The sequence below is a fragment of the Rhodococcus sp. 05-2255-1e genome, assembly GCF_002259025.1.
Classification (GTDB): Bacteria; Actinomycetota; Actinomycetes; order Mycobacteriales; family Mycobacteriaceae; genus Rhodococcoides; species Rhodococcoides fascians.
The window spans coordinates 45,887-60,912 of sequence record NZ_NOZE01000009.1 but is presented as its reverse complement, the minus strand read 5'-3'; the positions used below and the strand labels follow the sequence as shown (position 1 = coordinate 60,912).

Annotated in this window: 13 protein-coding genes; 9 read left to right on the top strand and 4 right to left on the bottom strand. The window is 61.2% G+C overall.

All coding sequences use genetic code 11. The annotated features are described in order from the left end of the window. The first annotated feature begins 15 nt into the window (after positions 1–15). Positions 16–792 (top strand): glucose 1-dehydrogenase, encoded by a 777-nt coding sequence (locus tag CH262_RS03600; RefSeq protein WP_094716914.1) that lies wholly within the window; start codon positions 16–18, stop codon positions 790–792. A gap of 189 nt (positions 793–981) precedes the next feature. Continuing rightward, a complete protein-coding gene (locus tag CH262_RS03595; RefSeq protein ID WP_094716913.1) occupies positions 982–1,539 on the top strand; it encodes a hypothetical protein in 558 nt (185 codons plus the stop codon). Positions 1,540–1,641: 102 nt separating this feature from the next. On the opposite strand, the gene CH262_RS03590 is transcribed toward CH262_RS03595, so the two are convergent. Continuing rightward, positions 1,642–2,235, bottom strand: coding sequence for a hypothetical protein (locus CH262_RS03590; RefSeq protein ID WP_094716912.1), 594 nt, complete (start codon positions 2,233–2,235; stop codon positions 1,642–1,644). A 123-nt stretch (positions 2,236–2,358) separates the two neighbouring features. After that, positions 2,359–2,943, bottom strand: a complete 585-nt coding sequence (locus CH262_RS03585) for a hypothetical protein (RefSeq protein WP_143547060.1) — start codon at positions 2,941–2,943, stop codon at positions 2,359–2,361. 214 nt (positions 2,944–3,157) lie between these two features. Here CH262_RS03585 and CH262_RS03580 point away from each other — a divergent pair, with 214 nt between their 5' ends. From CH262_RS03580 to CH262_RS03550, 6 genes are all read left to right on the top strand, one after another. Continuing rightward, entirely contained in the window at positions 3,158–4,789 is a 1,632-nt protein-coding gene (locus CH262_RS03580) for a methane monooxygenase (protein ID WP_027494756.1), read from the top strand. An 87-nt stretch (positions 4,790–4,876) separates the two neighbouring features. Then, positions 4,877–5,920 carry an FAD-binding oxidoreductase gene (locus tag CH262_RS03575; protein WP_094716910.1) on the top strand — a complete coding sequence of 348 codons (1,044 nt, stop codon included), beginning with the start codon at positions 4,877–4,879 and terminating at the stop codon, positions 5,918–5,920. Between the two features lie 65 nt (positions 5,921–5,985). Beyond that, the gene (locus CH262_RS03570; protein ID WP_032366493.1) at positions 5,986–7,110 is read left to right on the top strand and encodes an aromatic/alkene monooxygenase hydroxylase subunit beta; all 1,125 of its coding nucleotides are present in this window, start codon (positions 5,986–5,988) and stop codon (positions 7,108–7,110) included. Beyond that, complete coding sequence (mimD, locus tag CH262_RS03565; protein WP_027494759.1) at positions 7,107–7,451, top strand: propane 2-monooxygenase effector subunit MimD; 345 nt, start codon at positions 7,107–7,109, stop codon at positions 7,449–7,451. Before CH262_RS03570 ends, mimD begins: the two co-directional genes overlap by 4 nt. A 422-nt stretch (positions 7,452–7,873) precedes the next feature. Further along, entirely contained in the window at positions 7,874–9,523 is a 1,650-nt protein-coding gene (gene groL, locus CH262_RS03555) for a chaperonin GroEL (RefSeq protein ID WP_032407834.1), read from the top strand. A gap of 307 nt (positions 9,524–9,830) precedes the next feature. Next, entirely contained in the window at positions 9,831–11,597 is a 1,767-nt protein-coding gene (locus CH262_RS03550; RefSeq protein ID WP_094716908.1) for a sigma-54-dependent Fis family transcriptional regulator, read from the top strand. Positions 11,598–12,488: 891 nt separating this feature from the next. Here CH262_RS03550 and CH262_RS27250 read toward each other — a convergent pair. Next, complete coding sequence (locus CH262_RS27250; RefSeq protein ID WP_143546811.1) at positions 12,489–13,025, bottom strand: hypothetical protein; 537 nt, start codon at positions 13,023–13,025, stop codon at positions 12,489–12,491. 815 nt (positions 13,026–13,840) lie between these two features. On the opposite strand from CH262_RS27250, the gene CH262_RS03540 reads away from it, so the two are divergent. Next, positions 13,841–14,533 carry a hypothetical protein gene (locus CH262_RS03540; protein ID WP_094634017.1) on the top strand — a complete coding sequence of 231 codons (693 nt, stop codon included), beginning with the start codon at positions 13,841–13,843 and terminating at the stop codon, positions 14,531–14,533. A gap of 18 nt (positions 14,534–14,551) precedes the next feature. Here the strand turns inward: CH262_RS03540 and CH262_RS03535 are convergent, their stop codons facing one another. Then, a complete protein-coding gene (locus tag CH262_RS03535; protein ID WP_141216552.1) occupies positions 14,552–14,998 on the bottom strand; it encodes a DUF2569 domain-containing protein in 447 nt (148 codons plus the stop codon). Positions 14,999–15,026: the final 28 nt, after the last annotated feature.

Sequence of the window (15,026 nt, the reverse complement as noted above, 5' to 3'; positions counted from 1 at the left end):
GAAGGACCGAACACAATGCCAATCGACGAATCTCTCCACGGCAAGGTCGCACTCGTCACCGGTGCCGGGGCAGGCCTCGGCGCCGCCATAGCGCGGCGACTGGCCTCCGACGGCGCACAGGTGGTCGTGTCCGACATCGATCTCGACGCTGCCCGCCAGGTGGCGTCCTCGATCGACGGTGCGATCGCCGTCGCGACAGACGTCACCGACGAGCATCAGGTTCGATCTCTCGTCGAGCAGACCGTCGAACACTTCGGCAACCTGCACATAGCAATTCCCAACGCCGGTGTCGGCGAGGTCAGAGCGATCGCACAGATGTCGTACGCCGATTGGCGGCGTACCACGGCAGTCAACCTCGATGGCGTGTTCCTGACCATCCGATATGCCGCACCCGCGATCGCAGCATCCGGCGGCGGCTCCATCGTCACCATCAGCTCGATCACCGCGACGGCAGGCTCGGCGCTGCTCGCGCCCTATGCCGCCAGCAAGGCCGCGGTGAGAAATTTGACCGAAACCGCCGCAACGGAGTTCAGGGCTCAGGGTGTTCGAGTCAACGCTGTGCTGCCAGGGTTCATCGACACCGCCCTGGTCACCAAGGCAGCCCCCGAATTCGAGGCAGCTCTGGGGCTACCGGAGGGAGGGTTCGACACCCTCATCGCCGACAAACAAGGGCGCTACGGCACACCGGAGGAAGTAGCAGCAGCGGTCGCGTTCTTCGCATCGCAACAGTCGTCGTGGTGCACGGGGAGCAGCCTCGTTCTGGACGGCGGACTGGTCGGCTCACTGCTCTGAACACCTGACGGAGTTCGAGGAGCGAGGGCGCATCCGTGGCGTTCCGGTTCGAGTCGGCGTGGGGCCCAGGTGTGGAAACCGCTCACGCGGGTAACCGATGGACAAGGAGCCGTTCACGCGGCCGCCAAAACCTCTGTTATATCGCGTGTTTCGCGATCGGAGCAGCGCACACAACCGAAGGATCCCCAGATGTCCAACAGAAATACCCTCATCCGTTCGCTACACGATCTCGGTGCTGCTGCCTGGTTCGGCGGCTCGCTCATGGGTGCCGTAGGCGTCAACGGTGCTGCCACTGCGGTGCAGGATCCGCGAGACCGCGCACAGGTTGCCGCGGCAGGGTGGGCGAAATGGGCTCCGGTCAACGCCGCGGCCATCGGTGCACATCTCATCGGCGGCACAGGCATACTCATGGCCAACCGCGGTCGTGCTCGTCATCAGCAGGGTGTCACCGCCAACACCAACTTCAAGATCGCCGTTACCGGTGCCGCCCTGGCCGCTACTGCATACAGCGGCGTTCTCGGCGCGAAAACGACCAAGGCTCAGGGTCGTTCGATCGATTCGGCAACCGAGCCGTCAGCAGGCACCCCACGCGAGGCCGCCGCAGCACAGAAGCAATTGAAGTACCTCCAGTGGGCATTGCCGGTTCTGACCGGAACCCTCGTGGTGCTGGGTGCTCAGCAGGGTGAGCAGCAGAGGCCGACCGAAATCTTGTCGGGAATCGCAGGAAAGCTGGTCGCCCGCGCGTAGATACACGCGCATGTGCCCTACCCCGTCGCAGACACTGCGGCGGGGTCGGACTTGTTGGGGCAGTGCCGACACCGGCGTGCAAGGTACGGCGGTCAAGGGGGCCTAGGAATTCCATCGAAGACCGGGCGTCATCGCGATGTCGGTCACTTGCTGGACCGTCAACACGGGGTCGGCGGATACATCGACGATGCTGCCGTCGGTCCCGTATACCTTTACGCGACTGCCTCTTTCGGATGATCTCAGATCGACGACTGTGCCGTCACTCAGTGTCCGACGCTCATCGACGTAGCCGGCCAAACATGGACCGGCAGATTGGTCGGATGTCGACAGCCTCACGTTCAGGTCACCCATGGCTCCGCCCAGCGAGATACGCCCATACGCAGAGGCGCTGAAGTCGAATGTCAGCGGTGGGAACATGGCATCGGGTTCTACCGTGGTCCCGGCGGGAAGGGCTCGCGCCAAAGCGGCCGACTTGGCTGCTGCGTCGAACCCTGCCGGGGCGGAATCCGGTCCGACAATGGCGTAGTTGATTCTCTGCATGTCCTCGGGCTGAATGACCTCCGCACAGCCGGGTATCGACACGGCGTCGGGTTGAGGATCGTGGAGAAGACCGGCGACTACGACGCCTGCTGCCACGGTGCCGACGATCACCGAGACTGTCGTCCACACCGACTTCGGGTCACCTGGGCTGGCCATCCTGCCAGTGTCCACCGCCGGCGACGACCCCCATCGTCCGGGTCGCGCTGCGTTGCAGGCTTTACCGCCGGGACCGTTCGGCAAACCCCGACCCCACTGCTCCGACCGCGAACACCGCTGCGGTCAGCACGATGTTCGGCCACAGACCGAAGCGGGGGTCCAGTGCCCACTCCCGCGGCACGAGATTCTCGACGTTGTAGAGGTTGGACACCAGACTCGCAGCGCGGCGACAACACCGATTGCCACCAGCAACCGCGACCGCAGGCCGACACCCCACACCAGGACCGCGATCGATATCGCCATTAAGGGCAACAATCCTCGAATCGTCATGTTACCCACGTAGAACATCATTCCGTTCTGCACGAAAACTGCTGTAGCACCCGACAATCCGAGACTCGCAACGAGCCACAGCCGAACATGCATTGCGACGCCCGATCGACGTTCGCTCCACACGCAGTAGACCGCGACGGCCCCGATGCACACCGGCAGAGCGCACAGCCAGTACACATCGGCTGCTGGTTCTACGAGGTGCGCACCGCCGAACCACGCCGGACCCGACACCGACTCACCGCTGACGACCGGTTGCCGAACGTAGAACGGCAACGCACCGACGAAGAGCACCGAGATGAACAACAGCGGGATGAACAACGGCGAAGCCTGAGCATCCGACTCGCTCACAGTCGCCGTTCTGCCTGATCCAAAACTCACGTGCCCTCCTCGGCGAGACAATCACACCTTACGTTCGGTTTGTTTCCAATGGGTGCACTTTCGACCGATCTCTACGCCGTCTACCAGGCCGCACATTGAGTGCCACAAATCTCAAACTGAGACGGATGAGACGTAGATCACGGTGTTCAATCATGTGCACATCTTCCCGAGAAGGTCGACAACCCCTGCCGACCTCGCATCCAGGAGGCGCACATTGAGTAGGCAAAGCCTTACCAAGGCACACGCGAAGATTTCGGAGCTGACGTGGGAACCCACGTTCGCTACCCCTGCTACTCGCTTCGGCACGGACTACACGTTCGAGAAAGCACCCAAGAAGGACCCACTCAAGCAGATCATGCGGTCCTACTTCCCCATGGAGGAGGAGAAGGACAACCGCGTGTACGGCGCGATGGACGGTGCCATTCGCGGCAACATGTTCCGCCAGGTCCAGCAACGCTGGCTCGAGTGGCAGAAGTTGTTCCTCTCGATCATTCCGTTCCCCGAGATTTCGGCGGCCCGTGCGATGCCGATGGCGATCGACGCCGTGCCGAACCCCGAGATCCACAACGGCCTTGCCGTTCAGATGATCGACGAGGTGCGTCACTCGACGATTCAGATGAATCTCAAGAAGCTGTACATGAACAACTACATCGACCCGGCCGGCTTCGATATGACCGAGAAAGCGTTCGCGAACAACTACGCGGGCACAATCGGCAGGCAGTTCGGCGAGGGCTTCATCACCGGTGATGCCATCACGGCGGCAAATATCTATCTGACGGTGGTGGCGGAGACGGCGTTCACCAACACCTTGTTCGTGGCCATGCCGGACGAGGCCGCCGCCAACGGCGACTACCTGTTGCCGACGGTGTTCCACTCGGTGCAGTCCGACGAATCACGGCACATCTCGAACGGGTACTCGATTCTGCTCATGGCCCTCGCCGACGAGCGGAATCGTCCACTCCTGGAACGCGATCTGCGTTACGCCTGGTGGAACAACCACTGCGTCGTCGACGCGGCCATCGGCACGTTCATCGAGTACGGCACCAAGGATCGACGCAAGGACCGCGAAAGCTACGCCGAGATGTGGCAGCGGTGGATCTACGACGACTACTACCGCAGCTACCTGATCCCGCTCGAGAAGTACGGCCTGACGATCCCCCACGACTTGGTCGAAGAAGCGTGGAACCGGATCACCAACAAGGGTTACGTCCACGAGGTCGCGCGATTCTTCGCCACCGGTTGGCCGGTCAACTACTGGCGCATCGACACCATGACCGACACGGACTTCGAGTGGTTCGAGCACAAGTACCCCGGCTGGTACAGCAAGTACGGCAAGTGGTGGGAGGAGTACAACCGGCTCGCGTACCCGGGGATCAACAAGCCGATCGCATTCGAGGACGTCGGCTACCAGTACCCGCACCGCTGCTGGACGTGCATGGTGCCGGCCCTCATCCGCGAGGACATGGTGGTCGAGAAGGTCGACAACCAGTGGCGCACTTACTGTTCGGAGACGTGCTACTGGACCGACGCAGTCGCCTTCCGCGGCGAGTACGAGGGCAAGGAGACGCCGAACATGGGTCGTCTCACCGGTTTCCGTGAATGGGAGACGCTGCACCACGGCAAGGATCTCGCCGACATCGTCTCCGATCTCGGCTACGTCCGCGACGACGGCAAGACGCTCGTCGGTCAGCCACATCTCGATCTGGATCCGAAGAAGATGTGGACACTCGACGATGTCCGCGGGAACACCTTCCAGAGCCCGAACGTGTTGCTGAACCAGATGACCGAATCGGAGCGGAACGCACACATCGCCGCGTACCGAGCCGGCGCGACCATGCCTGCCTGAGCACAGACTCGGTGGGCAGCGGCCGATCACGGGCGCTGCCCACCGCATCCAGCACGATCACTTTCTTTCGATTCAGGAGAACCCCTCGTGGCCGACACACACCGAATCACGTTCGACCCGGTCGACATCGAGATGGAGGTCCGAGAGGACGAACACATTCTCGACGCGGCCTTCCGACAAGGAATCCACCTGATGCACGGCTGTCGCGAAGGACGTTGCTCGGCGTGCAAGTCGTTCGTTCTCGACGGAGACATTCAGATGGAGGGCCACTCCACTTTCGCGTGCAACGAGGCAGAACAGGACGAGGGTTTCGTACTACTCTGTCGCACAAAGGCTTACAGTGATTGCACCATCGAGCTGCTCAATTTCGACGAAGACGAACTACTGGGCGGAATTCCGATTCAGTACGTCACCACCCGCGTAGTCTCGGTCGAGTCGGTCACCGCCGACATCGTGGCCCTACGCCTCGAACCGATCGAGCCCGAGGTGTTCGAGTTCAAACCCGGCCAATACGCCGATCTGCAGATCCCCGGCACCGACGAGTTCAGATCCTTCTCCATGGCGTCGACACCGTCGACGCCGAACCAGGTCGAGTTCCTCATCAAGAAATATCCGGGCGGCGTATTCGCGGCCTTGCTGGACGACGGAATTTCGGTCGGCGACAGCATTTCTCTGACCGGCCCGTACGGCTCCTCCACCCTCAAGGACGGTCACGTCCTGCCGGTGGTCTGCATCGGCGGTGGTGCCGGCATGGCACCCGTCCTGTCGCTGGTCCGGCACATGAGCGAGTCCGGCAACACCCGTCCCGTGCACTTCTACTACGGCGCGAGAACCCCGGCCGACTTGTTCTACGTCGACGAGATCATCTCCCTCGGTGCAGGTTTGGCCGACTTCACCTTCGTGGCGTGCGTATCCGACGCAGCGGGAGTCGCATCCTCGGGATCCTTGTCGATCGAAGAGGGAAACGTCACCGACGTCGTACGTCGCCTCGAGCCCGACATCGCCAAAGCCGAGGTCTACCTGTGCGGACCTCCCCCGATGGTCGACGCTGCGCTGGATCTCCTCGACGTGTGCGGAACGCCGACGGACCAGATCTTCTTCGACAAGTTCACCAGCCCTGCCTTCGACTAGTTCACCGCCGAGACCGGGCACGCGCACGACGAACACCAGCCCCTACCTCAACCGAGAGGCCAGACATGACTGCCACCACAGACTCGACTGCCACGACGGAGCCGAAGCAACGCAGCTTCCCCACAATCGAATTTACCGACTCCGAGGCCGGAGCCAAGGAGTTCCCCAGTTCGAGAAGCCGTACGTACAGCTACTACACACCGGCCAAACGTCGGGCCACGATGTACGAGGACGTGACCGTCGACGTTCAGCCGGACCCGGATCGGCACCTCACGCAAGGGTGGATCTACGGCTTCGGCGACGGTCCGGGTGGTTACCCACAGGAGTGGACGGTCGCGAAATCCTCGAACTGGCACCAATTTCTCGATCCCAACGAAGAATGGGACCAGACGATCTTCCGCAACAACTCCGCGGTCGTGCACCAGGTCGAGCTGTGTTTGAGCAACGCCAAGCGGGCCCGTGCCTACGCCGGCTGGAACACCCCGTGGCTGAAGTTCATCGAGCGGAACGTCGGCGCGTGGATGCACGCGGAAAATGGACTGGCACTGCATGTGTTCACGTCCATTCAGCGTTCGGGGCCGACGAACATGATCAACACGGCCGTTGCGGTGAACGCCGCCCACAAGATGCGGTTCGCACAGGATCTCGCATTGTTCAATCTCGATCTGTCCGAAGCCGATGTCTCCTTCGACGGTTCGGCCCACATGGAGGTGTGGAAGAGCGCACCCGAGTGGCAGCCGACACGTGAGGTCGTGGAACAGCTGACGGCTGTACCGGATTGGTGCGAATTGCTCTTCGCAACCAACATCGTCTTCGAGCAACTCGTCGGCTCCCTGTTCCGCACCGAACTGGTGATGCAGATTTCCGCCCGCAACGGCGACTACATCACCCCGACCATCGTCGGTACCGGCGAGCACGACTACGACCGCGACCTCAACTACACCCGGACGCTGTTCCAGCTGCTCACACACGACCCGGAACACGGCGAAGCCAATCGCGCACTGTTCGGCGAATGGATGTCGCTGTGGGTACCGAGATGTCTCGCCGCCGCACGCGCATTGCAACCCATCTGGTCGCAGCCCGCGGACAAGGCCGTGACGTTCGCGACCAGCTTGGACGCGGCGATCGCCAAATTCACCGTTCTGCTCGAATCACTCGGCCTCGACATCCCGCAGGAGTTGGCACTATGACCATGCATTTCGGATCGGACACGGAGTTCTCCAACAAGTGCGGTGTGACGCTGATGAACACGCCGGTCGGACGTGTGGTTGCCGAGGTCATGGGTGACAAGGACGGCGTCGAGCTCACCGAGTATCCCTCGATGATCCGCGTCGACGGCACCAAACTCCTCTCGTTCGACTACGACGAGCTGACCGATGCACTCGGCCAGGAATTCGACGGGTCGGTCTTCGAGGAGATCAGCTCGACGCATTACGGCCGCATGGTGCACCTCGACGACAAGACGATGCTCTTCGCCAGCCCCGAGGACGCCGCCAAGTACATCGGGTTCGATCTCGCCGAACGGCCCTGACCTCGCTTCGGCCGATCGAGCGCCGGCCATCGATGCGCAGCCCCGAACCGACACGAGTGGGAGATTCGAAGATGTACGAAACCGACGTCGACCAACACGAGACTGCCTGTCTCGAAGCATACTTCGCGGTTCTGGATCGTTCGATCGCTGAGCATCTGGCTCGCACCGGAGAAGGTACCGATCGTGTTCGTTCCCTGACACTCCGCGATATCAGAGGCGAAACACACACCACAGCGTTGTTGCGACGGCGGAGCGCGCTCGGGCTGAGCATCTGTCCCAACAGTCGCGTCTTCGTGGACGAGAGCGGCAAACCCATGATGCCGGACGACCGAAGAGGGCCTCGACATTCGTCCGGATAGTCCACGCTCTCGACCCCGTGAACCGAACCGACCGCACATCACACCACTCGAAGGGAATACGTCATGGCCAAAGAACTGCGGTTCAACACCGAGGCGCGCGCTTTACTGGAGCAAGGCGTCAACGCACTCGCCGACGCAGTCAAGGTGACTCTGGGCCCGAAGGGCCGCAACGCCGTGCTCGAGAAGCTCACGGGCCCACCGACTATCACCAACGACGGCGTCACGATCGCGAAAGAGATTCAGCTCAGCAACCCGTTTGCGAACATGGGTGCGCAGCTGGTCAAAGAGGTGGCGATGAAGACGAACGGAGTGGTCGGCGACGGAACCACCACTGCCACCGTGCTCGCCCAAGCGATGGTGCGGGAGGGGCTGCGAGCAGTGGACGCCGGTGCCAACCCGATGCGTCTGCGCCGAGGCATCGAGACCGCAGTCTCGGCCGTCGTCGATTCCTTGCGCGCTCAAGCCGTCGAGGTGGTCGGCAATGCAGACCTCGAGCGCATCGCGACACTGGCGGCCAGCGACGACGACGCCATCGGCCAGTGCGTGGCCAAAGCCGTGGAGTACGTGGGTAAGTCGGGCATCGTCACCACCGAGGAAAGCGACACTCTCGGGATGTCGGTCGACGTGGTCGACGGCATCGAGTTCGATCACGGGTTCATTTCCGGCTACATGATCACCGATCACGAGCGTGCAGAAGCCGTCCACGAAAATCCGGTCATTCTGTTGACCAACAAGAAGATCAATCAGGTCCAGGACATCATGCCGAGCATCGAAGCCGCAAAGCGAGCAGATCGTCCCCTGGTCGTCATCGCCGAGGACGTCGATGGACCGGCGCTGCAGCTGTTGGTCGGTGGGAACATGCACAACACGATGCTGTCCGTCGTGGTGCGAGCACCGGGCTTCGGACATCGCCGCGTCGCAGAACTCCAAGATTTGGCCGTGTCACTCGGGGGTCAGGTCATCGCCAAGGACACCGGCCTCGAACTGTTCGAGGTCTCGCTCGACCAACTGGGCTCGTGCGACCGCATCACCGTCACCGAGCACTCGACCACCATTGTCGGCGGCCGGGGCGATCCCAAGCTGCTCGACGCGCGCGTGGCTCAGCTCGAGTCGCAATTCGAGCGCTCCAAGATCGACGGCGACCGGGACAGCCTCGAGCAGCGGATCGCACGACTGACCGGCCGGGTGGCCGTGGTCAAGGTAGGCGGGGCCACCAGTGTCGAGCTCAAGGAACGCATGCTGCGTGTCGAGGACGCCCTGGCAGCGTCTCGAGCAGCTCTGGAATCCGGGATCGTCTCCGGCGGGGGTACCGCGTTGGCGCAGTCCCATCGCGCCCTCGGCGAGTTGGAGCTGACCGGAGACCAGGCGATCGGTGCCGAAGTGGTCCGCAAAGCGCTCACCGAACCACTTCGATGGATCGCCATCAACGCCGGCTACGAAGGCGACGACGTCGTGGAGATCGTGTCCGGACTGCCACTGGGCCATGGCTTCAATGCGCTCACCGGCGAATACGGAGACATGTTCGACGACGGAGTGATCGATCCCTTCAAAGTGACGCGTGCGGCGCTCGAAAGTGCGGCTTCCATTGCAGCGCTGCTGATCACCACCGAAACCGCAGTGGTGGAAGAGGTATTCGGCAACCCGGGCGCGATCATGGCCCCCGGATTCGGCGATCTCGCCGAAGGAATGGTCCGCCCCTCGAACATCTACTGAAACCCAACGAGTTTCACGCTACTCGGGGGTCGGCATCGCAGTGAGGACGCCGATCCCCGAGACGCACCAAGGAGACAACCATGATGTCCTCATTGGATCCGCGCGGCGAGCTGACCGATCACGACCTCCGAGTCGTGCTGCGAGTTCTGACCGGCATTCATATCGGCCCCGAGGCGCCTGCCGCAACCGAGTGTCAAAAACCGCAGACGCCACGCTTTTCGACGGGTAGACTCGATCCCCGCAGAACACCTACGCCGAATCATTCACGCGCAGGCGGTAATTGAGTTTCCTCGATTGTTGTGGGTAGGTGGCGGCTTTGGCAAGACAGGGCGCACGCGATCTCTCGAGAGCGCGTGACAAGTTCTTCGTAGAGAACGAGTTCGACGACGCGGTCCGAGACCAGATCTCGTTCTCGTGGGAACGATCGCGCGCACTGAACATCCAACCCGACATTCTGCACCTGCCCTTCGTTCGCGAACCCGACTTGGACAGCCCTCTCGTCGTCGCCGCAGCGCCCGTACTTCGCCAGCTCGCAACAGGTTTGGTGGACGAGCCGATTTCGGTGATCCTCACCTCGGCCGACGGTGTGGTGTTGGACCGCGTGGCCGGTAGCAAGCCACTGCTGGACAACTTGGACAACGTCAATCTCGCACCGGGCTTCAGCTACTCGGAAGAATATGCCGGAACCAACGGCATCGGCACAGCGCTCGAGACTCGCAAACCGACTCTGGTCTACGGAGCCGAACACTACGTCGGAAGCTTGGGCGGGTTGGTGTGCGCCGGCGTCCCCATCGTTCATCCCATATCCGGCCTCGTCGTCGGAGTTCTCGACGTGACCGGGTGGATCGACGACGGAGCTCCACTCCTGGTGACACTTGCGCAATCGGCGACGGCACAGATCGAAGGTCGACTGCTGTCCCAATCGAGTCAGGAGCAGACCGCTCTGCTCAACACCTATCTCAAAGCGTGCCGGCGATCCCAACAGGTCGGAGTTCTGGCACTCGGCGACGACATCGTCCTACTCAATCGCAAGCTACGCAATGCCCTCACCCCGCAAGACCAAGCCGCCTTGCTCGAGCACGCAGTCGATCTGAGCGTCCACACCGACAACAGCAAGTATCTGCTGACCCTGCCCGGTGGGCAGACCGTCAGGTTGTCGCCGTTCCACGACGACGCCCTTGCGCCTCGACACGGCGTGGCGGTGTACCACGCCTACCTCAACGACACAGCCGGTCCGGCGACGATAGCCATCGAGGGCATCAGGTCGCTGCCCGGCATCGTGGGAGACAGCGCATCGTGGAGGCGCGCGACCCGAGACGTGTCGCAGTGCGTCCGCAGGCACGAATGGGCCGTGGTGGCAGGCGAATCCGGCTCGGGCCGATTCGCGGTCCTCAAAGCTGCGGCGCAACAGCATATTTCCAGTCGCACACACTTCGTCACCGCAGCCGAACTCGCCGACGGGGACGCAGGGATGCGGGCGCTCGAAACCGAGATCGAACAGGACGAATTCAGCGTCATCATTCGCGACCTCGACCTGGTTCCGAACTCTGTCCAGCAAGAGATCGCGAGCCTGATTCAGGGGCGCGAACACGCCGGATGGATGGGAGCCACCATCGGAACCTGTACGCAGAGCGCCGGAAGCGAGGCCCTGATACTCCCCTTCTTCGGCCACACCGTGCACGTACCCGCCCTTCGACACCGCATCGAAGACCTCCACAAATTGATTCCCTACCTACTGCGCCAAGTCAGTCGCGGTCAGGAGCTGTCACTGTCGGCGGCTGCGGTCCGTCAGCTGACCAAATACAGCTGGCCCGGCAATGTCGGACAGCTCCGCGACGTGCTCCAGGAGGTCGTGCAGAGTCAACGTTCAGGGGTCGTCGAGGCAGACAAGCTGCCACCGTCCGTCCGGGCGGTGAGCCGCAGAACCCTCACCCCGATAGAGGCAATGAACCGAGACGCAATAGTGCGCAGCCTCGAGGAAAACGGAGGCAACAAGCAGGCCGCCGCCGATGCCCTCGGAATGTCACGGGCCACGATCTACCGAAAAATCCGAGAATTCGGGATCGAGTTCTAGACAGACCAGATGCCGAGCCGGCCGCAGCTCGGATACTCGACGAAAAAGCCCCGAACCGCATCGCTGCAGTTCGGGGCTTTCTCTTCTGTGCGCCCGAAGGGATTCGAACCCCTAACCTCTTGGTAGTAGCTCACACGGATTTGCGGACCGATATGGATCCACATACACCATCCGGCCAGCTGTTTTCGCAATTCAAGTATCCACCGAAGTTCTGATGGAACCACCCGAACCGAGATCAAAGTGTTGAGTAAGTGTTGAGCGAGTTCCAGGGTCGAGCGTCCTGCGAAGTCTCACTCAGTCCATCAACGTCTGCCCGTTTAACGGGCCCGGTGCCACCTGGGCAGGGCAGGTCCAACTGGTCGGTGCGTCAACGAGCACGGAGGTCCGACGACGCAGCATGTGACTGCGCATATCGGCACCGATCTCGCCGTGCGAACACGATGGCCTCGGGCGCGCCCGACGTAAACGGCAGTTACCGCACCGTCAAGGTTCCTTGACGGATGTGTATGCACCTCGGGTCGTGACCACCAAACCTCGACCCGACTGAGCCGCTTCGCCGGGCCGCTACGCCGGTGTACTTACACCTCAAAACTGCCGCTGGGAGGGCAGGTCTCGAACCGTTCTAATAATGACGGAGACTGTCACCACCTCACGAAGGAAATGAGGGATCAGAGACTCCGATAGCCTGTCGAGCCCTCGTCACGCGTTAGTTTTTCTCTTACGTTCCTTTGGTGTCGTCTATCCTTGCGTCAGAACTCCCGCCGGTCCCACCAGCAGTAGTCGTTGAGATTTTCGTCTTTCTCGTATCGGACACCAATCTCCGTCAGCCACGTAATGACTCGCTCGCAAGTCGCCTGCAGAACTGTCGTGAGAAACTCTACGGATGCTGGTTCATTGGCAGCAGGCACACTGGCGAACAGTTCGAATATGTCCGGCCAAAACTGACCGATGTATTCGTCCCACCCGGTCGGCAGTGGGCTCGGGGGGAAGTGGCTCTCGGTCCCCTGCCGTGTATTCTGCCGCCAGATAGCCAAGAGCTTTCACCATCTCTTTCGCTGCACCCAGCGCTTGCATCGCGGCTCGCCTGGGGTTGTCGTCAATGTGGGCAGCGCTCTCGTTCAATGCGCGTCGAAAATGCTCTACATCGTCACTTGCGGTGGACTCATGGGTCGGAGTCATGGTCACGCGACGGTTGGCTGCCAACTCACAGCGAAATTCATCGATTGCTTCACCAACGTAGTGACGCCATGCTCGAACGGTTGGCGAACCCGTCAAGCTATCAACGTAGTCGCTTGAGTCCGTGCTGCTCAGATGCATCAAGATGTGCTGTGGCTCATGTGCCGCAAGGTGTTCCAAGATTTGCGTTTGGTCGTCGACTTCGGCCTGGGATTCGGGAGATTCGTTCAGAAAACGTTCCCAGTCGATCACAACGTCCCACGTGTCGTCACTAGCCAGCACGGTCTTGGCTTGAGCTATATTCGCCCCCCTCGTTGTGGTTTAACCCGAACCTCCTTTTCCGTACAAATCCGGTTGGAGGTTGGCGAGGGTGGCAGCCATCGACGCCGTGATTCGGATTCGAACGACCACGTCGTCCGGGAGGTACTCATCGAAGACAGCCAGCACCATTTGACGACGACGGCTGAGAAGTCCGCGCGGAACGATGCCAGGTAGCAGTGATGGCCCACCTCGCCACTCAAACTCGTCCTGAATCACGGTGCGTATACCGTCATAGACCACTGCCTTGTTGGACGTACGCCCACCCGCGGCGGTCTCACGTTCCAACGGCTTCTTCCGATCCCGTTTCCTGGACATGTAGTGATCATGCCGACAGACACCGACACATAGCGCTGCACATGCCGGCGAACCGCACGGAAGTTACGGTGGGCACAACGCGATTCCCCATCGCTCGCTACGCGCGCCGGCGCAGGCTTGGCCTGATTGGCGGATGAGCCGGAAGCAGCTTTTGGAGGTGGTAACGGCGATTTACTGCACTGCCCGCCGTTATGTGGTCTGATGCAGTCGTGCTCCGGAAAGCCATTTACTCGCTCGGCCTGGCTCAACATCCACCGCTTGGACGTGTAGTTTCCAGAGTGGAGCGAGGTTGCACTTTGATCAACTGGTCTATGCGCGGGCCTACGGCCCCCGACTTTCCAGACAGCGATAGCTCTCTTGCCCGTGATGACGCTCCGGCTCTTCCCGAAATACCTCCCCGAGGCGTGGTAGGCGCGGCGGTCGGACCGATCATGTGGGCCACCGACCAACTTTCGGCATTGCATATTTTGACCGACCAAGTCGCCCACACAATGCCGTTCAACCACCATGCGGCGAGTTTTATGTCGTTGTGCCGGACAGCATTCGAGTGCTCTTCGCAGGCAATCTGGGTAATGTCCTCCCCAGATCGCGAGATTAGACGACGGCGCGCAGCCGGGATGTCGCTCGCAAACGTTGGCGACGCCAAGCGATACCTTGACGGTGAGATCTCACTGGCACTGGGTCGAGGGGAACCCGGCCCGACATTGGAGCGCGACGAAGTCCAAGGATGGATTGCCGAGTTGAACCGACTCGGCCCGCAATCGGCAAAACCCACCGCGAGGGTTATCGCAGCCGGACGATGGATCCAGGACAACTCTCCTCCACACCTGGCGGCAGAAATTGGCTCCAGACCGATTGGACTACTTGTCGAGCAGCAGTACAACGTATGTTCGAGCTTCAGCCACGGAGAAACCTGGCCGGCTACCCTTGTCGGAGGTGACATCTCATCGATGTTTTCGATGATGGCAGACGCTATCGCGGTAGCTGTCTACGTCACCGAATGCGCAGTTGCGTTGATCGAAGCGCACGCCACCACCACCGGATCGACACGGGCGATTCACTATCCAGACCGTTTGAGTTCGACCATTAGGGCTTGGCAGCCAATTTACAGCTGGACAGACTAACGAACTGACCGAACGGAGCTACACCGAATCAGTTGGACTCGGCCGTATCAGCCTAGCCCGGGAAGCATTGCTGCCTGGGTTGTCGAACAAATAGTTCGCAATTATGTACGCGATGCCGAGCACCTCGACGACCGTTGCGCTGATCCAGGCAATCATCACTGAGTCTGCAATATCCCCCTTGTTCCAGATCATGAAGATCGTGAACAGGACAAAGTTTCCGAACAGGCTTCCGACTACGGTTAATCCGGCCCACTTGAAAAAACGCTTGCGCAGCCTGTTCTGTTGCCGGGCCTTCTTCTGTTCAGCCCGGTTCATTTTCGCCAGGTGGTTCCGACCCTCTTCTGCGGTCCCCATGAAAGTTGGATGCTGACTTTGGAGGTCACTCAACTTGGCGTTGTCGAAGAACTCGTCCAAGTCCTCAGGGTCCGGATTCGCTTCAAGCCATGCATCGAAGTCATCATCCATAGGGCCGTTGTCGTCTGGTGCCCCAAAC